Origin of the sequence: Nocardia sp. CA-084685, from assembly GCF_050955785.1 — a bacterium.
In the GTDB taxonomy this organism is placed as follows: Bacteria; Actinomycetota; Actinomycetes; order Mycobacteriales; family Mycobacteriaceae; genus Nocardia.
In genome coordinates, this window is record NZ_CP192094.1 from 8,516,824 (window position 1) to 8,543,637 (window position 26,814).

Consider the following 26,814-nt stretch of genomic DNA (forward strand, 5'->3'; position numbering starts at 1 on the left):
TCAGGCCAGCTCGGTGTGCGTCAAGAGATTGGTCAGGACGTGGCCGATGCGGGCGAGGGCGGGTTCGGAGGTCATGCGCCAGTGCGTGGCCTGGACAGCGTGGTTGTGCACCGTGCCGTCGACCGCGTCGGACCAGCTGGCCGCGCCGGTGGCCCCGGTGGGGTCGTCGAGCGCGGCGGTGAAGTAGACGAGGTTGCCCTTATAGGGCCGCGGGCGGTAGCGGGTGATGAGCTCCAGTGCGTGCGTGCCCGCGTCCAGCAGACGGGCGAGCCGGTCGAATCCGAAGGATGTGAACGGTTCCGGAAGTTCGGCGATGCGGCGGGCGAGTTGGGTGCGGCCCAGTTCGGTATCGATATCGTCGGCTTGTTCGCCGAGCAGGCCGCCGAGCAGATCCGCCACCGGGACGGTTGCCGTATCGTCCACCGTTGTGCGCAGCGGGCTGTCCATCATGGCCAGCAGCGCGACATGTTGGCCCTGGTCTCGCAATTGGTTCGCGATGGCGTGTGCGAGTACACCGCCGAGTGACCAGCCGAGCAGGTGGTAGGGCCCCTCGGGCTGTACCGCGCGGATTTCGCGGACATAGTGTCCGGCCCAGTTCTCGATGGAATCCGGCAGCGCCGCCGCCGAATTCAGCACCGGAGACTGGAGGCCATAGATGCCACGTTCCGGATCGATATGTGCGGCCAGACCCGCGAACGACCAGGCGACACCGCCGACCGGGTGGATGCAGAACAGCGGTTCGCGAGAACCACCGGGACGCAAAGGCAGTAGGACATCGAAGGCGGCTTGCACCTGCACGCGGCCTCGGCCGCAGCGGTGCAGTTCCAGTTGGGCGATCAGATCCGCGGGTGTCGGAGCGGTGAACAACCACACCACCGGGATCCGTTCGGCCAGTGCTGTGCTCAGCCGGGTCGCCAGTCGAGTCGCCAGCAGTGAATTGCCGCCGCGTTCGAAGAAGTTGTCGTCCATGCCGATTCGTTCGACCTCCAGCGCCTCCGCGAAGACGGTGCAGACCAGCAGCTCCAGCTCCGTTTCCGGAGCCCGGAATTCTCGTGCGCCCAATTCGGGTGCGGGCAGTGCGGACCGGTCGACCTTGCCGTTGGCGTTGAGCGGCAGGGCATTCAGTTGGATCAGCACCGTCGGAACCAGGTAGCTCGGCAGCGTCTCGGTCAGCGCGGATCGCAGCGCATTCGGATCGATCGCCTCGGTGGCGGTGAAATACCCGACCAGCAGATCACCGTGATGGGCGATGACGACGGCCTCGGTGACCGCCGGACGTGCGCGTAGCGCGTGCTCGATTTCGGCGAGTTCGATGCGGTAGCCGCGTACTTTCACCTGGAAGTCGCGGCGCTCGACGTAGTCGAGATTGCCGTCCGAACCCCAGCGGACCAGATCGCCGGTTCGATACATCCGGGCACCCGATGCGCCGAATGGGTTGGCCACGAACCGTTCCGCGCTCAGATCCGGCCTGCCGTAGTAGCCGCGCGCCAGTTGCGCGCCGCCCAGGTACAGCTCACCCGCCACGCCCGCCGGCACCGGGTGCAGTCGGTCGTCGAGCACATAGACCTGGTTTCCGGATTCCGGTGTGCCGATCGGGACCACCGGCTGGCGGAAACCCTCGCCGGTGCGGAATCGAGTCACCGAGACCGCTGCCTCGGTGGGCCCGTACAGGTTGTCGATACGGGCGGTGGTGAGTGCGCCGATCCGGTCGACGGTCGCGGCGGGCAGCGCCTCCCCGATGACGAGCAGTCGCCGCAGCGATCTCGGCAGTCGCTGATCACCACTGACCTCCGCCAGCATGGCCAGCAGCGATGGCACCAGCGTCACCGTGGTGACCGAGGCGCGTCGAATCAGATCCACCACGCCGGCCGGGTCACGTTGTGCGCCTCGCGGTGCCAGTACTACTCGCGCACCGGTGCGCAATGCCCACCAGAACTCCCAGACCGAGAGATCGAAGGCCGCCGAGGTCATCAGTAGCGTGGCATCATCGGCGTGCAGTTCGTATTCGGTTTGCAGCCAATCCAATTGGTGTGTGACAGCCGAGTGCGTGACCGCGACGCCCTTGGGGGTTCCCGTCGATCCCGAGGTGAAGATGAGATATACGGTGTGCGCTGGAGTCAGTGTGGACAACCGCTCCTCAGCACGAATCGGACTGTTGTCGAGAACACCCGCGGCAACCGAGATATCCAGCACCACATCGTTGTCCGCCACCGATTCGGGCAGCATCGGCCGTTCGGCCGAGGTCAGCACCAGTGCCGGGTTGGCGGCGGCTAGTACGCTCGTGGTCCGGTCGAGCGGATGGGTCGGATCGAGTGGGACATACGCACCGCCTGCCGTTACCACCGCGTACATGGCGACGAGTAGGTCGACACTACGCGGAATGGCCAGGGCCACCAGCGAATCCGGGCCGATGCCCCGGCCGATGAGAGCGCGGGCGAGCCGGTTCACTCGCGCGGCGAATCGGCCGTAGGTGACCGTTACGCCGTCATCGACGATTGCCACCGCATCGGGTGTCTCGACGGCCTGTGCTTCGAAGGCGGCAATGAGCGTGGCTGGAGGGAATTCGTGTTCGGTCCGATTCCAGGACACCAGCATCCGATCGCGTTCGGCGGTGTCCAGTAGCGGTAGATCACCGACAGGCAGCTGCGGTTCGGCGCAGATGGCCGACAGCAGACGCCGCAGCCGTCCGGCGAGACCGGCGACCGTGGCTTCGTCGAAAAGCGCGGTCGCGTAGGTGATGGATGCGGCCATGCCTGCCGCATGCCCATCCGAATCGTAGCGATCGGTGACGACCAAATGTAGGTCGAATTGCGAGATCTCGGAGTCGAAATCGACTGCGGTGGCGGTCGAACCGTCCAGCCCGAATTCCGCCTCCGCCTGGTTGTGGAAGGAGAAGCCGACCTGGAACAGCGGATGCCGCGCGGTCGAGCGCTCCGGATTCAACACCTCGACCAGCCGCTCGAACGGTACGTCGGCATGGGAGAAGGCGGCCAGGTCCGCGGCACGTACCCGATCCAGGAGTTCGGTGAAGCCGGCAGCCGCGTCCACCTGGGTCCGCAGCACCAGGGTATTGACGAACATGCCGACCACGTTGTCGAGCTCGGCGGCGCCACGGCCCGCGACAGGGGTACCGACGGCGATGTCAGCGGTTCCCGACAGGCGGGCCAACAGCACCGCGAAGGCGGCGTGCACGACCATGAACAGTGTCGCCGCGCTGTTACGGCCCAGATCCGCCAGCCTCGCCTGCAGGTCGGCGTCGATGCTGAAATCGACATGGCGACCGCGGGTGGAGACGATAGCGGGTCTCGGACGGTCGGTCGGGAGAGCGAGCTGCGCGGGCAGTTCCGTGAGGGTTTCGATCCAGAACCCGAGTTGCTGGGAGATCAGCGAATCCGGGTCGTCTTCGCTGCCCAGCAGATCTCGTTGCCAGCGGCTGAAATCCGCGTATTGCACCGGCAGTGGGGTCCATTCCGGCGGCAGGCCGTGCTTACGTGCGGCGTAGGCGGTCATCACGTCGCGTGCCAGCGGGACCAAGGACGAGCCGTCCGCGGCGATGTGATGGACGACCACAACCAGCACATGTTCATCGAAGTCGGTCGTACCCGTGACCGGACGAAACAACCGGGCGCGCAACGGAACCGAGTCGGTGACATCGAATCCGCCGCCAACGAAGTCCGCGACCGCCGTGGTCAGATCGTCGACCGGCACCGGAATCGGGGCCAGCATCGGCGCGCCCGCATCGGCCACCGGCAAGATCACCTGTACCGGACCGCTTTCGTGCTGCGGGTATACCGTGCGCAGCACTTCGTGGCGTTCGACCACGTCGGTAATGGCCGCATTGAGTGCGGTGATATCGAGGTGGCCGGTGAGCCGCACTGCCAGTGGGATGTTGTAAGCGGTGGACTGGCGGTCGAGGCGATTGAGGAACCACATGCGCTGCTGTGCCAGCGAAAGGGGAATCGGATCGGTGTCGGTGCGTCGGGTCAGGGCCGGACGCGTGCGCGTCGCGGCGGTGTCGAGGGCGGCGGCCAAGGCCGAGACGGTCGAGTTCTCGAAGACGAGTCGCACGCCGACCGTCGTGCCCGATCGCGCGCCCAGGCGTGCGGCCAGGCGTGCGGCCAATTGAGTTGCGGTCAGCGAGTTTCCGCCGGCGGAGAAGAAGTCGTCATCGAGGCCGACCGCTGCCAGCCCGAGCACCTCGGCGAAGACCTCGGCCACGATTCGCTCGGCGGCCGTCTGCGGCGCGCGGAAGGTCGCGGTGCGGAACTCGGGTGCGGGCAGCGCCTTGCGGTCCAGTTTGCCGACCGGGGTCAGCGGGATTTCATCGAGGACCATTATGGCGGCGGGCACCATATAGGCGGCCAGGGAGCGCGCCGCGAAGGCCGTGAGCTCAGCGGTGTCGATCGCCTCGTTAGCGACGACATACGCGACCAGCGAAACGGAGCCAGTGGCATCGGTGTGCCCGACGGTCACCGCGAACTCGACGCTCTCATGGGCCGACAGCACTGCGTCGATCTCACCGAGTTCGATACGCAGACCGCGCACCTTCACCTGATGGTCGGCCCGTCCGACGTACTGGATAGCGCCGGATGGGGTCCAGCGCACGAGATCGCCGGTCCGGTAGAGCCGCCCGCCCGCCGGACCGCAAGGATCGGCGACGAAGCGATCCGCCGTCAGTGCCGCCCGAGCGTGGTATCCGCGAGCCAGACCCGGGCCGCGCAAGTACAGTTCGCCGGTCACCCCATCCGGGATGGGTTGCAATCTGCTATCGAGCACCACCGCGGACATGCCGTGAATGGTGCCGCCCACATCGAATTCGCCAGGTCGCAGCGGCGCGCTGATATTGGTGATGATCGTGGTCTCGGTCGGGCCGTAGGTGTTGTGGAATGCTCGCCCGGTTCCCCAGCGCCGCACCACGTCGGGACCGTACGACTCGCCGCCGACGGTGAGGTGGGTGAGTTCGGGGAGTTCGTTCGGATCCAGCGTTCGCAGCACCGCCGGGGTGATGAAGGCGTGGGTGACCCGCTGATCCCGGATGAATGCGGTCAATTCCGCGCCGCCGTAGATATCTACGGGCGCGATGACCAGTGCGGCGCCCGCGGACAGCGCGAACAAGAGCTCGAGCATGGCGGCGTCGAAACTGGGCGATGCCACATGCAGTACGCGGGATGTCGCGGTGACCTGGTAGCGATCTCGCTGTGCACGCGCCACTCCCGCGAGTCCGCCGTGGGTGACTACTACGCCCTTCGGTGTGCCGGTTGAACCGGAGGTGTAGATCATCCATGCGGGATTGGCCACGCGCATCGGACGCGTCAGCTCATCGGGCGCAAGGGGTGCCGCGCTCGAATGCCGCATGCGGGCCGCCGTGGCCGGTGCGTCCAGTACCAGCCATTCGGCCGTCCCTGGCAATGCGTCGCGGCATGTGGTGAGCGTCAGGCCGATGGCGGCACCGGAATCCGACAGCATGTGGGCGATGCGGTCCGCCGGATACATCGGGTCGACGGGTACGAAGGCCGCTCCGGTCTTGGCTATCGCCCAGACCGCGAGTATGGATTCGGCGGAACGCGGGATGGCCACGGCGACGAAGTCTTCGGCGCCGATACCATGTCCGATCAGCATTCTGGCCAGCCGGGACGACTGTTCGTCCAGCGCACGATAGGTCAGCTCACGGTCATCCGAAATCAGCGCTAGTGCATCGGGTTGCAGTGCGACGGCAGCGGCCATCAGCTCAGCGAGGGTATGCGGTGGCACCGGTTCATCCCCGCGCCTGCCCAGCAGTTCGCTGCGTTCGGCAGGAGTGAGCACATCGATGGCGCCGATCGGCGCGGACGGATCCGCGATGAGTGCGCCGAGGACACGACCGAACCGGCGCAGCAGTCCGGCAGCCGTGGCTGCGTGGAAAAGATCTGTCGCGTAGTCGAGTTCGATCGCCAGGTGACCGTCGGCGTCGAGTTCTGCCGCGACGGTGAACTGGAGGTCGAAGCGCGCCACCGGTTCGTCGAATTCGACAGCCGTGAGTTCCAACCCCGGCAGGGTGAACTCAGCAGCGCCGGTATTCGGATAGCTCAGCGCGACGGTGAACAGCGGATGCCTGGACTGCGAGCGCTCGATGCCGAGTTCATCGACGACGCGCTCGAACGGGACCGTCGCATGGGCGAATGCGGCCAGATCGTTCGTTCGGGTCTCATCGAGCAGATCGGTGAACGAGCGGGCCGGATCCGGGTGTGTGCGCAGCACCAAGGTGTTCACGAACATGCCGACCAGGTCGTCGAGTGCTGCCGCGCCGCGGCCCGCGACCGGGGTGCCGATGGCGATATCGGCGGAGCCCGACAACCGCGACAGCAATACGGCGAGTGCGGCGTGCACCACCATGAACGGTGTCGCATTGTGACGCGCGGCGAGTTCGTGGATACCGGCACCACTGCCGATACGGGCGCGCACCGTGCCGCCACGCGTGGTGGCGATGGCAGGGCGCGGCCGATCGGTGGGCAATGCCAATTCTTCCGGCAGGTCCCGCAGCGCTTCGGTCCAGTAGGTGAGCTGTTCGGCCGCGACCGAATCCAGCTCGGCCGTCTGCCACAGCGCGTAATCGGCATACTGTGCGGCGAGTTCCGGCCAGACCGGGGCACCACCGAGCACCCGGGACAGATAAGCCGACAACAGGTCTCGCAGCAGTGGGCCCATCGAATAGCCGTCCGCCGCGATGTGGTGCAGCACGGCGACGAGCACATGGCTGGTCGCGTTTTCCCGCAGCAGAATCGCGCGCACCGGCACCTCGATGGTGGCATCGAAACCCGTACCGAGGAATTCGGCTATGCGCTCGTTCACCGAGCCGGGGGTCTCGACCAGCAGGGATATCGGGGCCGATTCGGCAGGCAAAATCACTTGATATCCGATGCCATCCGCATCGGCCGGATACATCGTGCGCAATGCCTCGTGACGTGCGATCACATCTGTGAACGCGGCACACAGCGCCGCCTCGTCCAACACGCCGCTGATGCGCACCGCGACCGGGATATTGTGGGCGGCCGAGTCCGGGTCGAGCCGGTTGAGGAACCACATGCCGCGTTGCACCGGCGCCAGCGGAATGCGCTCCGGGCGCGGCCAGGCGATCAGCGGTACGACCTGGTCACGTGCTCGGGCGGTCACGCGTGCCGCGAAAGCGTGCACGGTGGGCGCCTCGAACAGCAACCGCACGGGCACCCGACCGATTCGCTCGCCGATCCGCGCCAGCACCCGGGTGGCGATCAGCGAATTGCCGCCCAGGTCGAAGAAATTGTCATCGGCACCGATCGGCGACCGTGCCAGTACCGCCTCGAATGCCTCGATCACCAGCCGCTCAGCCGCAGTGACGGGCGCACGGTAGGCGACCCGGTCGAATACCGGCTCCGGCAGTGCCTTCCGATCCAATTTGCCGGAGGTATTGAGCGGGAAGGCTGCCAGCACGACAATCGCCGACGGAACCATATACGACGGCAATGCACCCATTGCGGCCGCCGAAACCGCCGCGCGCAGGTCGCTTTCATCCTGTGCATCGCTGACGACATAGCCGACGAGTTGGTCGCCGGTATGCGTGGTGACCACGCTGGCGGCGGCCTGTGAAACACCGGGTACGCCGGCGAGTACGCCCTCGATCTCGCCGAGCTCGATGCGCTGGCCGCGGACCTTCACTTGGAAGTCGGTGCGGCCCAGGTACACGAGTTCCGGGCTCGCACCACTGGTGTCCCAGCGAACCGAATCGCCGGTGCGGTACATGCGCGCACCCGGAGGTCCGAATGGGTTGGCCACGAAGCGATCCGCCGTCAGATCGGGCCTGCCGTGATAGCCACGGGCGAGTTGGGTGCCCGCGAGGTACAACTCGCCCGCGACGCCGGGCAACGTCGGTCGCAGCCGGGAATCCAGCACGTATAAGCGGCTGTTCCATTCGGGATTGCCGATCGGCATGACGCTGCGGTCGATTTCGCCCGTCACGTCACGATAGGTGATGCTCACCGCGGCCTCGGTCGGGCCGTACAGGTTGTGCAGGCGGGCGAAGCTCACCGCGCCGAAGGCACGGACGGTCTCGGCGCGCAGTGCCTCGCCGATGACGAACACCGTGCGCAATGTGTCGAGGTCGGCCGTTTCCACATGTCCCGCGAACTCACTCAACATCGACGGCACGAAATCGGTGACAGTGACGCCGTTTTCGGCGATCACGCCGGCAAGGTAGCCGGGATCACGGTGGCCGTCCGGAGTTGCCAGCACCAGCGTCGCACCGATGCGCAGTGGCAGGAAGTAGCCCCACAGCGAGACATCGAAGGTGGTTGCCGTCTTCTGCAGGTATACGTCCTCGGCGCTCAGCCGGTACTCCGACTGCATCCAGGTCATCTGGTTGACGATCGCCGCGTGGGAAACGCTGACACCCTTGGGTTTTCCGGTCGAACCGGATGTGAAGATCACATAGGCCGGGTTCTGCGGATGTATCGCCGCACTTCGTTCGTTCACCGCGATCGGATCGTCGGCATACCGAGCCAGCTCGACGGCATCGACACACACTGTCGCACCGGCATATCCGAAGTTCTGACGATCAGCCTCGGTGGTGAGCAGTGCGATAGGTGCGGCGGTGTCGATGATGTGGGCGATGCGCTGTGCCGGATGGTTCGGGTCGATCGGGACATAGGCGCCCCCCGCCTTGAGCACCGCGTACATCGCGACCACCAGATCGGGCGAACGTCGAATCGCCAATGCCACCAATGACTCCGGGCCTACACTGCTCGCGAGCAAATGTCTGGCCAGCTGGTTGGTCCTGCGGTCCAGTTCGCCGTAGGTCATGGTGGTCGCGTCGAAGACCAGGGCGATATCGTCCGGTGTCGCGGCGGCCTGTTGCTCGAATTCGTCGAGCAGCATTTCCGCGACGAATGCGGTGTGCGCGGAGTCGTTCCACGCGGTCACCACTCGTTCCAGCTCACCGGTCTCGAACAGGTCGATATCGCCGACCACCTGTTCTGGATCACCGATCACCGCGGTGAGCAGTCGGATGAAGCGCGCACCGAATGTCGCGATGGTCGACTCGTCGAACAGGTCGGTGGCATAGGTGAAGCGCAGTGCGTTGTCGGCGACGGTCAGTTGCAGATCGAATCGTGTTGTCTCGTAATCTATCTCGTATTCGGTGACGGTAATGCCGGGCAGCTCCACCGATACGGGTACGAGATTCTGGAAGAACAGCGCGATCTGGAACAGCGGATGCCGCGCCTCGGAACGCGGCGGATCCACTACCTCCACCAGCCGTTCGAACGGCACATCGGCGTTGGCGAAGGCGTCCAGGTCAGCATCGCGGACACGGCGCAGTACGGCGGCGAAGGAGTCCGAGCCAGCCACTTCGGTGCGCAGCACCAGCGTGTTGACGAACATGCCGACGAGATCGTCGAGCGCGGCGGCACCGCGGCCCGCGATCGGCGCGCCGATGGCAATGTCAGCCATACCGGACAATCGAGCGAGCAAGGTCGCCAGCGCGGCATGGACGACCATGAACGGACTGAGGTCGTATCGCGCGGCGATGGTGGCAACGCCGTCGCGGACCGCGGCGTCGAGTCCAATGGTGGTGCTCGCGGCGGCGTAGCTGGCAATGGCTGGGCGAGGCCGATCCGAGGGCAGATCGAGCTGAGCGGGCAACCCACCGAGTACGCGGCACCAATAGCGCAGTTGCTGTGCCGCCACCGATTCCGGGTCGTTCTCGGCTCCGAGGATTTCGCGCTGCCAGAGGGCGTAATCCGCGTACTGCACGCGCAGGTCCGTCCACGTCGGTTCGGCACCGGTGGCGCGTGCCGCGTATGCGGTCGCGATGTCGCGGGCCAGTGGGGCCATCGAGAACCCGTCCGCCGCGATGTGATGTACCACGATGGCGAGTAGGTACGCACGATCAGACACTGTGGCCAGTCCGACCCGCAGCGGTATTTCAGTGGTGACATCGAAAGGCGTGGCAACTAGGTCCACCAGGGCCGACGAATCCAGTTCTACGATTTCGGGCACCTGCGTCGCGTCGAGAATCCGCTGGTAGCCGGTGCCATCGACATCCGGGTACACGGTGCGCAGGGTTTCATGCCTGGCGACGACGTCGGCCAACGCGGCAGCAAGCGCCTCGGTGTCGATATCCCCGGTGAGCTGGATCGCGATCGGAATATTGTTCACCGTTTCGCCGGGATCGAAGCGGTTGAGGAACCACATTCGTTGCTGGGCTGGCGAAAGCGGAATCAGGTCGGGGCGTTGCCGCGCGGCGAGCTCCGGGCGACCGCCGGTCGCGATGATCCGAGCAGCTCGGGTCGCCAATCCTGCGACGGTCGGTGCCTCGAAGACCATTCGCACAGGGACTTCGGCGTTCAACTCCGCCCCGAGCCGGGCGGCCATTCGGGTGGCGATCAATGAGTTTCCGCCCAGTGTGAAGAAGTTGTCGTCGGCACCGATTCGCTCGAAGCCGAGTAGCTCACCCATGATCTCGGCGATGGTTAGTTCGGTCTCGGTCGCGGGAGCACGGTAGGTGACGGTCTCGAATACGGGTGCGGGCAGCGCGGTGCGATCGAGCTTGCCAGCGGCATTGAGCGGGAATCCATCCAGCACAACAAAGGCCGACGGCACCATATAGGCGGGCAGTGCGTCATCGAGTTCCATGCGCACGTCATCGATATCGACGGCAGGGCCGACCACCAGATAGGCCACCAGCTGATCGCCGACGCGCTCATCGGTGCGCAATGTGACGACGGCCTGATCGACACCATCCACTGTGGTGAGCGCGGATTCGATCTCGCCGAGCTCGATGCGCAGACCGCGCAGCTTTACCTGGAAGTCGGTGCGCCCCAGATATTCCAGCGCACCGGCCGCAGTCCACCGGGCGAGGTCGCCGGTGCGATACATCCGCTCCCCCACGTCGCCGAATGGATTCGCGACGAAACGTTGCGCGGTCAACTCCGGCCGTCGCACATAGCCGAGCGCCAACTGCGCACCGGCAAGGTACAATTCACCGGGCACACCTACCGGCACCAGGCGCATCCGGGAATCCAGCACCAGCAATCGGGTATTGAATACCGGCCGGCCGATCGGCACCGACGCCACATCGGCATCGGTCACCTCGTGGAAGGTGACATCGACCGCCGCCTCGGTCGGCCCGTACAAATTGTGCACACGGGCACCGATCAGCTCACGTGCCCGCTGCGCGATGGCTGCGGGCAGCGCCTCACCGGAGGCGAATAACGCGCGCAGCGTGACACATTCACGCGCCTGCGGTTCCGCAAGGAATACCGCGAGCATCGAAGGTACGAAATGCGCGACCGTAATTCCTTCATCGATGATCAACCGCGCCAGATAGGCCGGATCTCGATGACCGTCGGGCCGCGCGAGTATCAGCCGCGCGCCGACCTGCAACGGCCAGAAGAACTCCCACACCGAGACATCGAAGGTCGCCGGCGTCTTCTGCAGTACCGCGTCGTGCGCGTGGAGCCCATACTCGGACTGCATCCACACCAGCCGGTTGACAACCGCGGCATGCGATACCGCGACGCCCTTGGGACGGCCGGTCGAGCCCGAAGTGAACATGACATACGCGGTGTGGCCCGGCAACAGCACGCCGAGTCGATCCCTGTCGGTCAGCGGTGCGGGGGAATATCTCGACAGCTCGAGCCGGTCGATCCGAACCTGGCGTGCCGCAACGCTTTCCAGATCAGTATCCGAGGTCAGCACCCACATCGGACGCGCTGTCTCCAGCACGTATCCGATCCGGTCGGCCGGATGGTCGGGATCCAGCGGCAGGTACGCACCACCGGCGACAGTGACCGCGTACATGCCGACCACCAGGTCGAGCGAGCGCCGTATACCCAAGGCGACAACCGAATCCGGGCCGACACCGTGACCGACGAGCCATCGCGCAAGCCGATGAACGCGGCTGGCGAACTCGGCATATGTCAGCGTCGCGTAGCGACTGTCGGGCGAATGGTCCCCCTCGAATTTCACCGCGGTTGCGTGGGGCGTGCGCAGCACCTGTTCCTCGAACAGTGAAACCAGAGTCCGCGAGCCATTTATCGCGAACGAGGTGTCGTTCCATCGATCGAGCAGAGACCGCTCGTTGCGATCCAGTAGCTCGATATCGCCGACACGTATGCCTGGATCGGCCACCACCGCCTCGAGGAGGCGAACGAAGCGAGCCGCGAACGATTCGATGGTCACCCGCTCGAACAGATCCGTCGCATAGCGCATGACCGCACGCAGTGCGGCACCGTCGCCCTCCGCGAGCTCCAACGCGAGGTCGAACTGCGCGACCTGGTTATCGATCGGATATGCGGCTACCTCGAGACCGGGCAGGCGCAGCACCGTATCGTCGCGGTGCTCGAAGGTGAGCAACGTCTGCACGATCGGCGAATGTGCTGGTGAGCGAACCGGATTCAGCTCATCGACCAGCCGCTCGAACGGCAGATCGGCATGTGCGAAGGCCCGTACGTCGGTGGTACGCACCTGCCCGAGCAATTCGGCGAAGGTTACCTCGGCCGCCACCTCGGTGCGCAGCACCAACGTGTTGACGAACATGCCGACCAGATCGTCGAGCGCCGCCTCGGCCCGGCCCGCGACGGGCGTGCCGATCGCGATATCGTCAACCCTGGCCAGGCGGGCCAGCAGTGCCGCGTAGGCGGCGTGCGCCACCATGAACGACGACACCCCGTGTTTGCGTGCCAGACCCGTGATCGCGGCGGTCAGCTCCGAGGTGATGGCGAACTCGACCGCGGCGCCACGACCGGATGCCACGGCGGGGCGCGGCCGGTCGGCGGGCAATTCCAGCACCGGGGCGAGTCCGTCGAGTTCGGTGCGCCAATGCGCGATCTGGCGGGCCAGTACGGAGTCCGGATCGTCGGCCGAGCCGAGCACTTCGTGCTGCCACAGTGTGAAGTCCGCGTACTGGACCGGCAGTGGCTGCCACTGCGGTGCCTTGCCTTCGGCGCGGGCGCTGTATGCCACCATCAGGTCCCGCGCCAGCGGGGCCGTGGAGACACCGTCGGCGGCGATGTGGTGCACCACCACGACGAGCACATGGTCGTTGGGCGCGATCCGGAACAACTCGGCGCGCACCGGTATCCGGGTGCGCAGGTCGAATCCGACACCCGCGAAGCCGACAACCGCTGCGGCGAGGTCGGATTCGATGATATCGACCTGCCGCAGCTCCAATTCGATCGACTCGGTCACCACCTGCGCGGGACCGATGCTGTCGGCAGGGAATACGGTGCGCAGCGCCTCGTGCCGAGTGACAACATCGCTGAGCGCGGCGCGCAAGGCGGCTACATCCAACGTACCGGTCAGGCGGATGGTGATCGGAATGTTGTAGACGGCCGAATCCGGATCGAGCCTGTTCAGCAGCCACATCCGAGTTTGCGCCAGTGACAACGGAATACGGACCGGACGGTCGCGTGCCGCCAGCGCGGGGCGCACGACATCAGCACGGGCTACCCGCTGTGCCAATGCGGCCACCGTCGGTGCTTCGAAGACCTCGCGCACGCTCAGCGCACTACCGAAGGCACCGTTCGCCCGTGCGACCAGCCGCATGGCCGATAGCGAATTGCCGCCACGCGCGAAGAAATCGTCGTCCGCACCGATCCGCGCGCCACCGATCAGATCGGCCATCAATGCGGCGAGTACCGATTCGGTACCTTCCTGCGGCGCACGGAATTCCACTGCGGTACCCGCGACTTCGACCGCTGGCAGCGCCGCACGATCGAGCTTGCCGACCGTGGTGAGCGGCATCTCGTCGAGTACCACGAGATGCGCGGGCACCATGTACCCCGGCAGCTGCCGCCGCACCTGCGTGAGTACCGCATCCGCAGATAGCTCCGTACCACTGATGTAGCCGACCAGGCAGTCGTAGCCGGCGGTGTCGCGGGTCGATGTCACCGCGGCATTCGTCACGCCCGCCACCGCGGCCAGCGCCGACTCGATCTCCCCGAGTTCGATGCGCTGACCACGCAGCTTGATCTGGAAATCATTGCGGCCCAAATAGACCAGATCGCCGCCGCGGTTCCAGCGCACCAGGTCGCCGGTGCGATACATCAACCGCCCTGGCACCCCGAATGGATCGGCCACAAAGCGCTCGGCGGTCAGTGCGGGGCGTCCGTGGTAGCCGCGTGCCAGTTGGTCACCGGCGAGATACAGCTCGCCCGTGACACCGATCGGGACCGGCCGCAATCGTGCGTCCAGGAGATAGGCGCGGGTATTCCAGCACGGCCGTCCGATGGCGACATCACCGCCGTCGGCGTCGGTGAATTCGTGATAGATCGCCGAGATCGCCGCCTCGGTCGGGCCGTAAGCGTTGTGCACCGCGCCGCCGACATGTTCGCGGATTGTCGCGAGCAGGTCCGGGGTGAGCGCCTCACCGCCGCAGTGCAGATGGCGAAAGGAGCGCAGCGCGTCACCCATACCTTCGCCGATGAGCGCCGCGAGTACCGACGGCACGTATTCGGCGATGGTGATGCCGTGTTCGCGCAGCAATCCGGCGAAGTACGCCAGGTCGAGGTGACCACTCGGGCGGGCGATTACCAGCGGTGCACCGACCGCGATCGGTAGGAAACACTCCCACACCGAGACATCGAAGGTCAGCGGAGCACGCTGCAGGATGCGGTCGGCCGCGGTGACGCGGTAGCGAAATTCGAGCCAGCGCAGCTGGTTCATGATGGCGCGGTGGGTAACCGCGACGCCCTTCGCTCGCCCGGTCGAGCCGGATGTGAACAGCACGTAGGCCGTGTTGTCTCGGCGCAGCGGTGCTGTAGCGATCGGCGGGGCGTCGAAACCGCTGAGCTCGGCGAGATCCACAACGCGGATGTCACCGAGTTTCGGTAGTACCGCGCCACCGACAGTCAACACCAGAGCCGGTGCGGCACTGTCGATCACCTGCGCGAGTCGATCGGCGGGATGGGTCGGATCCAATGGCAGGTAAGCACCGCCCGCGCGGACGATCGCGAAGATGGCCACGAGCATGTCGATCGACCGCAGCGCGGCGAGACCGACGATGGTTTCCGGCCCGACACCCGCCGAAATGAGCCAGCGTGCAAGATGATTCACCCTGGCTTCGAGTTCCGTGTAAGTCACCGAGTCGCCTTCGAAGATCGCCGCGACCGCATCGGGTGTCGCAGCCACTCTGGCCGACAGCAGATCGTCGAGGGTCTCCGCAGGCAGCTGCCTGGCGGTGGCATTGCGATCCGACAGCAGGAGTCCGCGTTCGGCCACCGACATCAACTCGACATTGCCGACAAGGGTGCACATGTCACGAACCATGGCGCGCAGCACCCGCTCGAACCCCGCCAGGAACCCGTCAACGGTCGCCTTGTCGAAAAGGTCCAGCGCGTAATGCACATGCACATCAATGCCATCGGCCGCACCGTCGCCGTCGTAGCGGTCGGTCAGGGTCCAGTCCAGATCCAGCTGGATCGGCGCGGGGCCGATATCGAGTGCGGCAATATTCAAACGGTGCAGTTGGAAGTCCGGCTCGGCCTGGTTCTGCAAGGTCATCGCCACCTGGTACAGCGGCGCATGTGCCTGCGAGCGAACCGGGTTCACGACATCGACGAGCTGCTCGAACGGCACGGCGGCGTGCTCGAAGGCACCCAGATCCGCGGTACGGATGGTGGCCAGGAGCTCACCGAGAGTGGCATCGGCGCGCACCTCGGTACGCAGTACCAAGGTATTGACGAACATGCCGACGAGCTCGTCCAGGGCCTCGTCACCGCGACCGGCGACCGGCGTACCGATGACGATATCGCCGCTCGCGCTCAGGCGGCTCAGTAGTACCGCAAGCGCGGCGTGCAGCACCATGAATAGGGTCACGCGATGCGCGGCCGCCAACTCCTGGATGCCCCGGTGCAATACCCGATCCAGATGGCCGGTAATGGCACCGCCTCGGTTGGCGGCGATCGCGGGCCGTGGCCGGTCCGTTGGCAACGTCGACACCTCGGGAACACCCGCGAGCCGTCCGGTCCAATACCGCAGCTGATGAGCCAGCAGCGAACCCTCGTCCTCGGCGCGACCCAATGCCTTGCGCTGCCAGATCGCGAAGTCCGCGTACTGCAGGCTCAGCGGACTCCACGAAGGGGCGACATCCGCGCAGCGGGCGACGTAGGCGGTAGCCAAATCCCTGGTCAGTGGCGCGAACGACCAGCCGTCGGCGGCGATGTGGTGTACGACGAACAGCAGCACGTACACCTGTCGCCGGGAGCTGATGCCGGAGTCACCGTCGTCGAGCCGGAGTAGTCGGACGCGCAGCGGAACTTCGGTCGTGACATCGAATCCGGTCTCGGCCGCCGCGGCAATGAGTTGGGGCAACTCCGCCGGCGACACCGCACGAGCGACGAGTTCCACCAACCTGGTCCCTGCGGGCAGCACGACCTGTGTCGCGGCCCCGTCGTGTTCGGGATAGATGGTGCGCAGGGTCTCGTGCTTGGCGATGACATCGGCGATCGCACGTTCCAGCGCGGGCACATTCAGCACACCGGTGAGGCGCAGTGCGAACGGGATGTTGTATCCGCCGCTCGCGGCGTCGAATCGGTTCAGGAACCACATGCGCTGCTGAGCGATCGACAGCGGAATCGGCTCGGTCCGATCCTGAACCGTCAATGGCGGCAAGGCCGGAGGCGCCGACTCCTGCTCGACCGTGATCCGACGTGCCAGCTCGCGCACTGTCGAGGCGTCGAAGACAGTGCGCACGGGTACCTGCGCGCCGGTCGCCTTGGTCAACCTGGCCGCGAGTTGCGTGGCGATGAGGGAATTACCGCCGAGGGCGAAGAAGTCGTCATCCGCACCGACGGGGTCGACGCCCAGTAGCGCGGTGAAGGTGTCGGCGACAAGCGTTTCCGCAAGATCGCCCGGCGCACGGAATTCGGTATCGGCAAATGCCGGTGCGGGCAATGCTTTTCGGTCCAGCTTGCCGGAGGCCGCGATCGGGAATTCTTCCAGCAGTACAAAGGCGGACGGGACCATATAGGCGGGCAGCCGACGCGCGAGTGCGGCTCGAACGCCGTCGGTATCCAGTTCACCGTCCGCCACCAGGTAGGCGACCAGTTGGTCACCATGGTCGTCTCGAACCAGGACGACCGCCTGCGCGATTCCGGCAACCGAGAGCAATGCCGACTCGATCTCACCGAGTTCGATCCGCAGGCCGCGGACCTTCACCTGGAAGTCGGTGCGACCCAGGAATTCCAGCACACCTCGATCCCGCCAGACGACCAGATCGCCGGTGCGATACATCCGGGTACCCGCCGGACCGAGCGGATCGGCCACGAACCGCTCCCCGGTCAGATCGGCCCGACCGAGATAGCCGCGAGCCAACTGCGCTCCGGCCAGATACAGCTCCCCGGGGACACCGACAGGCACCTGACGTAACCGCGCATCCAACACATACGCCCGGGTATTCCAGATCGGCCCGCCCATCGGCAGTGGACCGTTATCGGCATCGGTCACCTCGTAGGCACTGACCTCGACCGCCGTCTCGGTGGGTCCGTACATGTTGTGCACACACGCGCCCGTCACAGCCCGTGCTCGTTGCGCGATTGTCGCGGGCAGCGCCTCACCCGAGCAGAAGACGTGCCGCAATGTGGGCACGTCGATATCCTCCACGACGAAGACCGCGAGCATGGACGGCACGAAATGCGCGACCGTAATCGACTCGCGCCGAATCAGCTCCGCCAGATACACCGGATCCTGATGACCATCCGGGCGGGCCAGCACCAGCCGGGCGCCGACCTGCAACGGCCAGAAGAACTCCGGCACCGAAACATCGAAGGTCACCGGCGTCTTCTGCAGCAGCGCATCCGTGCCGTCGAGCGCGACATGCGCCGACTGCATCCACGACAGCCGGTTCACAATGCCGCGATGACTCATCGCGACGCCCTTGGGCCGACCGGTGGAGCCCGAGGTGAAGATGACGTAGGCGGTATTGGCGGCGCGCAGCGGCGCGTTCCGATCCGCATCGGTGATCGGCGCGGCCGAGTACCGGGAAAGGTCTAGTCGGTCGATACGGACCTGCTCGGCGGCGATATCCAGATCCATGCCCGAGGTCAGCACGCAGAGCGGAGCGGCGGTATCGAGGATGTGGCCGGTGCGTTCGGCCGGATGGTCCGGATCCAGTGGTACATAGCCGCCGCCCGCCACGGTGATCGCGTACATGCCGACCACCAGATCTACGCAACGGCGCATACCCAGTGCGACAAGGGAATCCGGTCCCACGCCTTGCTCGATCAGCCATCGCGCCAACCGGTTCACCCGTCCGGCGAAATCGGCATAGGACAGCGTTGTCCCCTCGTAAGTTAGTGCGGGCGCTCGCGGGGTTCGCGCCGCCTGCGCAATGAATAGCGACGCGAGTGTCTGGGTGTCGTCGAAGGAATGCGTTGTATCGTTCCAGCGGTCCAACACAGACCGCTCGTCGGCAGCCAAGAGCTCGATATCGCCGATGCGGATCTGTGGAGCACCCGACACGGTCGCCAGGACCCGGCGGAACCGGGCGACAAATGCGGCGATGGTCGCAGCATCGAATAGCTCGGTGGCATAGCGCAGACTTCCGGTGAGCCCGTGATCACCGGCACGTTCGTTCATCACCAAGTGCAGATCGAATTTCGCTGTGTAATCCGGCGATTCGAGCGGTTCCACCGTCAACCACGGCACCTCGAGTGACCGGCTGCCCGCGACGATTCGCGGCGTCGTACCGAAGCTGAACATCACCTGGAACAGCGGATGCGCACCGGTACTCCGGTCCACCGCCATGGCATCGACGAGCCGCTCGAACGGTAGATCCGCATTGGCGAAGGCGGCGAGATCGCAATCACGCACGCCTGCGAGGAGTTCGGTGAAGGTAGCGTCGGCATCGATCGGAGTCCGCAGCACCACGGTGTTGACGAACATGCCGATGAGCGCGTCGAGTCGGCGCTCGCCGCGACCCCCGACGGGCGAGCCGATCACCACGTCATCTGCCCCGCTGAGCCTTGCGATCGTCGCCGCGAAGGCCGCGTGCACCACCATGAACAGTGTCGCGCCGCAACGATGTGCGAGTACGCGCAGGGCGGCGGCCAATTCGGGCTCGACATCGAAATCCACTGCGGCACCGCGATGGCAGGGCAGCGCCGGGCGTGGCCGGTCGGTCGGCAGTGCGAGTTGGGTCGGCATGCCGTCGAGGGCGGCACGCCAGAATCGCAACTGCTGATATGCCGGATCGCCCGGCTGATCCTCGGATCCGAGCAGTTCGCGATGCCAAATGCTGTAATCGGCGTACTGGACCGCCAGCTCGTGCCAATCCGGTTTCCGGCTTGTCAATCGCGCGAGGTAGGCGTGTACCAGATCGGTGATCAGCGGCGTCATCGATAGTGCGTCGGCGCCGATGTGGTGGATGACGAAAACAAGCACGTATTCGTCACCGGGAATGCCGCGCCGGTCGTCGACCCGGTCGACGCTCAATAGTGCTACGCGCGAGGGCAGTTCGGTCGTCACATCGAATCCGGCGGTCGTGATCGCGTTGATGGCAGCGGTCAGATCGGCACGTTCGACAGGTACCGGATTGAGCGTCAGGCCGATCTCGGCTGGGACGAGAATCGACTGGTACGGACCCGATTCACTGTCCGGGTAGATGGTGCGCAGTGATTCGTGTCTGGACAGCACATCGAGCACCGCACGCTCGAGCGCTCCGACATCGAGTCTGCCGGTGAGCCGGAGCACGACCGGGAGGTTGTACACGCCGGCGGCGCCGTCCTGGGCTTCGATCCGGTTGAGAAACCACAGCCGCTGCTGAGCGGGTGAGAGCGGAATGCGGGCCGGACGCTCGCGGCGCACCAGCGGTCGCGCGGGCGCCCCTGCCCTGCTGAGTTCGTCGACGGCCGCGGCGAATCCCTCGACCGTCGAGGCGTCGAATAGGGCGCGCACCGGGATGCGCGTGCCGATGGCCTCCCCCGCCCGCGCGGTCACCTGGGTGGCATCGAGGGAACTGCCACCAAGCGCGAAGAAGTCGTCGTCGAGGCCGACGCGTTCTACCCGCAGTACCTCGGCGAATACCGCGGCGACCAGCCGTTGTGCCGCAGTGGTCGGTGCTCGGAAGCTCTGTTGCCGCAGCATCGGCACCGGCAACGCCTTGCGGTCCAGCTTGCCGCTGGTATTCAGCGGGAATTCCGACAGCTCGACCAGCGCGGTCGGCACCATATATCCGGGCAGACGCCGGGCCAGTCCGGCCTTGACGGCATCCAGATCCAAAGCGCTGCCCGGCATGCGAATCACGTAACCCGCGAGATAGTCGCCAGCGATCAGCCGTACCGCGGCCTGACTCACCTCGGGCACAGCGAGGAGCGCGGATTCGATCTCGGCTAGCTCGATGCGCTGACCGCGGAACTTCACCTGGGAGTCGATCCGGCCGAGGTAGACGAGTTCCCCCTCGGCGCTCCAGCGCACCAGGTCCCCAGTGCGATACATTCGCGCACCCGCTCTGCCGAAGGGGTTGGCCACGAAGCGGTCCGCGGTCAGGTCGACCCGGCCGTGATAGCCGCGGGCGAGCTGGTCACCGGCCAAATACAATTCGCCCGGTACCCCGATCGGCACCGGATGCAGTCGTGCATCCAGCACGTAGACCTGGGAGTTCCACTCCGGTTCGCCGATCGGCACCACCTCGTCGTCGACCGTGACCTCACGGTAGGTGATGGATACGGCCGCCTCGGTCGGGCCGTACAGGTTGTGCAGCGCGGCATCGCTCACCGCATGGAATGCCGCGACGGTCTCCGGCGGCAAAGCCTCGCCGATGACGAAAACATCGCGCAGCGAATCGAGTTCGTTCGCTTCGGCGTTGGCGGCGAATACCGCGAGCATGGATGGCACGAAGTCGGTCAGTGTGACACCGTGGCGGGCAATGGTTTCCGCGAGGTAGCGCGGATCGCGGTGGCCGTCGGAAGCGGCGAGGAGCAGGGTCGCGCCCGCGCGCAGCGGTAGGAAGTAGCCCCACAGCGCAACGTCGAAGGTGGTCGCGGTCTTCTGCAGATAGACATCGCCGACGCGCGGCCGATATTCGGCGTGCATCCAGGCGAGTTGGTTGGCAATGGCGCGGTGCTCGACCGATACGCCCTTCGGTCGGCCCGTCGAGCCGGAGGTGAAGATTACGTAGGCGGGGTGCTCGGGCCGCAGCACCGCACGGCGCTCGCGATCGGCGATCTTTGCCGCCGAGTACCCGGACAAGTCCAGTTCATCGATTCGGTGCACGTGCACGCTCGGGGGCACGGTCGCGGGGAGAGTGAAACCGGTGCCGCGGGTGGTGAGGACCGAATGCGGGCGGGCGGTATCGAGGATGTGCCAGATGCGTTCGGCTGGATGCTCGGGATCCACCGGCACATAGGCGCCACCGGCACGCAGCACCGCGTACATCGCGACCACCAGCTCGATCGAGCGCGGCATCGCAAGCACCACCAGCGATTCCGGGCCGACGCCCGTGCTGATCAACAGGCGCGCGAGGCGATTGGCTTGTTCGGACAGTTCGCTATAGGTGAGCTCGGTGGTATCGGAAATCAGAGCGACGGCATTCGGCGTGCGACGAACCTGGCTGTCGAAACCTTCGTGCAGCAACCGATCGGCGATTTTGTGCCCGCTGGCATTCCAGCTGGCGGTGACGTAGTCGAGCTCACCCGCGTCCAGGAGTTCGATATCACCGACCGCGATATCCGGATCGGCGGTCGCCGCGCGCAGTACGCGAAGAAATTTGACACCGAACTCACGCATGGTTGCGGTATCGAACAGGTCTGTGGCATAGGTGAATTCGGCGCGATAGCCGGACTCGGTATCGGAAAGTGTCAGCTGCAGATCGAATTTGGCGAATCCGGGATCGAAATCGACCAGCTCCGCGTCCAAGCCGGGCATAGTCAACGCGATCGGCCCGATGTTTTGCATGAACAGCGCAACCTGGAACAGCGGATGCCTGCCCTGGGAACGAGCCGGATTCACCACCTCGACCAGCCGTTCGAAAGGAATATCGCTGTGCGCGAAGGCATTCAGATCGCGATTACGCGCATTAGCGACGAGGTCGGCGAAGCTCAGTTCGCCCCGTACCTCGGTACGCAGTACGAGCGTATTGACGAACATGCCGACGAGATCGTCCAGGGCGCGATCGCCGCGGCCCGCGACCGGTGCGCCGATGGCGATATCGGCGGCGCCCGACAGTCGCGCGAGCAGGACGGCGAATGCGGCATGGACCACCATGAAGGGCGTGGCGCGGCTGCGGGCGGCAATCCGGTCGATCGCTTGACGCGACTCCGCGTCGATGGCGAACTCATGGGTCGCCCCACGATGGGACGCGACAGGCGGGCGGGGCCGATCGGTGGGCAGATCCAGCTGTGCGGGCAGGTCGGCCAATTCGGCGGCCCAGAAACCGAGTTGACGCGCGGCCACCGATTCCGAATCGTTCTCGTCGCCGAGCACCCGCTGCTGCCACAGCGCGTAGTCCGCGTACTGCACGGGCAGCGGCGGCCAGTCCGGTCGGCGTCCGGCGCGACGGGCCGTATAGGCGGTGACGAGATCACGCATCAGCGGCCCCATCGAGACACCGTCGGCGGCAATGTGGTGCACCACCAGGACCAATGTGTGGTCCTCTGGTCCGCTGCGCAGCAACCGCACCCGGACCGGGATCTCCTCGGCGACATCGAATCCCTGGACCGCGCTCGCCAAAACGGCGGCGGCGAGTTCGGCCTCGGGAGTATCGCTCGGCGACAGCTCGAACACGGCATGCACAGGACGCACCACCTGAGCCGGACCGTCGGCGGTCTGCGGGTAGACGGTGCGCAGGATCTCGTGCCTGGCAACGAGATCGGTAATCGCCGCGGACAGGGCGGTGACCTCGAGTGGACCGCGTAGCCGCAGGGCGACCGGAATATTGTCCACCGCCGCGGTATCGAAGACGTAGGCGGATTCGGTGTACGTGCCGAACCGGTTGAGAAACCACATGCGCCGCTGCGCCGGGGACAGCGGAATGTGTCGCGGTCGTGCGGCTGCCGTAATGGCTGGTCGTGCGGCTCCGGTCCGTGCCAGCCCGGCCAGCGCCGCTACCGTCGGGCGGTCGAAAAAATCCCGGACATCGACGGTAATGCCGAGCGCGGCCCCGATTCGGGCAGTGGCGCGGGTGGCAACGAGCGAGTTGCCACCGAGCGCGAAGAAATCGTCGTCGGCACCGACTCGCTCCGTCTCCAGCAGTTCACCGAAGATCTCGGCGACGGCCACCTCCGCCTCGGTCGACGGTACCCGGTATGCGGCTGATCCGAACACCGGTTGCGGCAGTGCACGCCGGTCGAGCTTGCCATTGGCATTGATCGGCATTTCATCGAGGACAACCACCAGCGACGGCACCATGTAGTCCGGTAGGTCCCGGCGCGTGGATTCCAGCACGGTGGCCGGATCGACGGTGCCACCATGAGGGGCGACCACATATGCGACCAGATGATCGCCGCCCGCGTGCCGATGCAGCACCACCGCGGCCTGCGCCACCTGTTCATTGCGCAGCAGTGCCGCCTCGACCTCGCCGAGTTCGATGCGCAGCCCACGCAGTTTGACCTGGAAATCGATGCGGCCCAGATATTCCAGTTCGTCCGGACCGCCGTCACCATCGGTGCGCCACCGGACCAGGTCGCCGGTGCGATACATGCGGTCGCCAGGCGCGCCCTCGGGATTGGCCACGAACCGGTCAGCCGTCAGGCCAGGACGGGCCACATAACCGCGGGCCAACTGCACACCGGCGAGATACAGCTCACCGACGACGCCAGGGGCGACCGGACGCAGATTGTCGTCGAGCACCAGCAGATCGGTGTCATCGGCGGGCGCACCGATCGGCACGGTAGTGCTGTCGGCGGCGGTTACTTCGTGCGCGGTGACATCGACGGCGGCCTCGGTGGGGCCGTACAGATTGTGCAGCGTCGCGCCACTGATTGCGCGGAAGGCGGCTGCGGTAGCCGCTGGTAGCGCCTCACCGGAGGCGAATACCAGGCGTAGTGCCCGTGCCGCACTTTCGATCTCCGGTTCGGCCACGAATACCGCGAGCATCGAGGGCACGAAATGTGCGACCGTGACGCCGCGTTCGGCGATCGTACGCGCCAGATATGCCGGATCACGATGACCACCCGGTGCCGCGATCACCAGCCGTGCACCGACCTGCAACGGCCAGAAGAACTCCCACACCGAGACGTCGAAGGTGAACGGCGTCTTCTGCAATACCCGATCGTCGCCGCGTAGTCGATACATGCGCTGTCGCCACCGCAGGTTGGCCAGGATCGAACGATGCGATACCGCAACGCCTTTCGGGCGCCCCGTCGAGCCGGAGGTGAAGATGACGTAGGCCGTATTGTCCGCCGACGGCCGCGGGCGCTCCTCGACCGACGACTCCGCCTCGACATAGTCGAATTCGTCGATCCGCAGCACCCGGATATTCGGCCCGAGCGCGGGCTGGTCGTGGCTCGTGGTCAGTACCAGGACCGGTGCGGCGACCTCGAGCACGTAACCGATGCGTTCGGCCGGATGCTCCGGGTCGATCGGCACATACGCACCGCCCGCCTTCAAGATCGCATACATGCCGACCAGCAGATCGAACGAACGTCGCACGGCAAGCCCCACCAAGCTGTCCGGACCGACACCCAGCTCGACCAACCGCCGGGCGAGGGCATTCACCCGGCCGTCGAACTCCGCATATGTCAGCGTCGCGTGGTGACGCGATGCGGGGTGGTGCTCGGGCGACCGATGGGCCAGCGTCGCACCCGCGAATTCCAGGGCGACCGCATCCGGTGTCCGACGCACCTGCTCCTCGAATACGCTGACCAGGGTCTCGATCGGCGCGAATATCGACGGCAGCACATGGGCTGCCGCCGTCAGGGCATCATCGAGCAGTTGCTCGAGCATCCTGCCGAGTGCACCGTCCCCGGACTCCAGCAGGGCGGGCAGTTGACTCGAGACGACGACCGAAACCAGCGCGTCGGCACCGAGACCGCCGCCCATCGCCTCGTCCAGCCCCATAATCTCGGTGGCCAGCGCAGCGTAGGTGATGGTGGTCCCGTCGTGCCGCAGGGCGATCCGCTCCGGGTCCACTTCGGCGACCTTATCGATCAGGATGGGCAAATCGTCGGTTCCGTACGCCCGACGCAGTGCCGAATGATCGTAGGCGGCAATGTGATTGCCGAGTTTGCTGGATGCGACCGATTCTGCCTGGGACATCAGCTAATTCCTTCCGAATCGATTTCCGAACCAGAGTTGGCGAGCACGGCGAGCGCCTCGCCGCGCAGGGTCCGCAGGACCGCGGCGAGACCACTGCCGCCGAGGGTGGCCAAAAGGCCGGGCACCAGCCCGGCGAGGGCGACATCGATGAGTGCTTCCGGTTTCGCCGTCGCGCCCATGGCCTTGGCGACCATCGCGAGCTTGGCTGCCAGCTCCCCGAAGGTCACCGTGTGCGCATCGTGGGTGAAAGCAACGGCACCGGGGTTGATTTCGGCGGCAGCGGTAATCAGCGCGGGCAGATCCGCTGGACTGACCGACCGTTCGCCACCTGACTGTTCGCCGATACCGCGAATGTCGATGGCGCGGATCGCGACGTTCGGATCTTGCGCGACTACCACGAAGATGCGCAGTAGCCGCTCGGCGAACAGCCGAATCGTTGTGGCATCGAAAATATCGGTCGGGTAATCGAATCGCATATCCAATCCGGCCGGGTCACCGGCCGCATCGAACAACTCGATGCCGATGAGCTGCAGGTCGTATTTGGCCTCGGCAAGCGCGAGATCGAGCACCTCGACCTCGAGCCCGGGCAGCGTCACTCGACCGGACGGCATGTTCTGGAACGTGAACATCACCTGGAACAGCGGCGTATAGGCACTGGACCTGGTCCGGCCAACGGCATCGACGACCCGCTCGAACGGCACATCGGCATGTGACATGGCCGCGATATCACGGTCCCTGGCCTGCCGAAGCAGATCCGCGAAGCCGGTGCGCGCGTCGATCTCCGTCCGCAGCACAACGGTATTGACGAACATGCCGATCAGATCATCGAGCGCAGTTTCGCCGCGTCCCGCGACCGGTGCGCCGATGGCAATATCCGGTGTGCCGGACAGCTTGGCGAGCAGGACTGCGAACGCACTGTGGATGAGGGTGAACAGCGTTGTGCCGTGCGCACGGGCGACCGCCGCCAACCGAGCGGCAAGTACCGCATCGACTTCGAAACCGACTGTGGCACCGCGCATATCCCGGCGCGCCCGACGCGGTCTATCGGTCGGCAATGGCAGCACCTCGGGCAGGCCCGCCAATTCCGTTGTCCAATAGCCGAGTTGCCGGGACAGCACGCTGCTCGGATCGCGGTGGGAGCCGAGCATCGCACGTTGCCACACGCTGTAATCGGCGTACTGGATCGACAACGGCTCCCAGTCGGGTGCATTGGCCGCAATCCGGCTGACGTAGGCACGCATGAGATCTCGCGTCATGGGTGCAACCGAATAGCCGTCGGCGCTGATGTGGTGCAGCACCACGACGAGCACGTGCTCATCGACGTCGGTACGGAACAGTGCCGCGCGCACCGGCGGCGCCGCGGTGATATCGAAACCGGCGGCGACGAATGCAGCGATGCGTGCGTCGATATCGTCCTGTGTCGACAGAATCGGTGCCAGATCGACCTCGGCGACGTCCAGCACCTGCTGCACCGGTTCGGGTTCGGCATCCGGATACCGAGTGCGCAGGGTTTCGTGACGTGCGATCACATCCTGGATGGCCGCGCGCAGAGCAGCGATATCCAGGGCGCCGGTCAGCCGCATCGCTGCGGGGATGTTGTAGGCCGAAGAG

General features: G+C 65.8%; 2 protein-coding genes (1 of these 2 only partly in view). Both read right to left on the reverse strand.

Annotated elements, in window-relative coordinates; genetic code table 11:
• Entirely contained in the window at nt 1–25,203 is a 25,203-nt protein-coding gene (locus ACQP2U_RS37415; RefSeq protein ID WP_433711875.1) for a non-ribosomal peptide synthase/polyketide synthase, read from the reverse strand.
• Nucleotides 25,203–26,814: the end of a non-ribosomal peptide synthase/polyketide synthase gene (locus tag ACQP2U_RS37420; protein WP_433711876.1), read on the reverse strand. 16,046 nt of this gene lie beyond the right edge of the window; the window shows 1,612 of its 17,658 coding nt (coding positions 16,047–17,658); its start codon lies off the right edge, out of view; it ends in the stop codon at nt 25,203–25,205. The genes ACQP2U_RS37415 and ACQP2U_RS37420 overlap by 1 nt, the downstream gene beginning before the upstream one ends.

Bases quoted from the DNA above. Each gene is read 5' to 3' on its own strand.
- ACQP2U_RS37415 (WP_433711875.1), bottom strand. From the start codon at position 25,203: ATGTCCCAGGCAGAATCGGTCGCATCCAGCAAACTCGGCAATCACATT.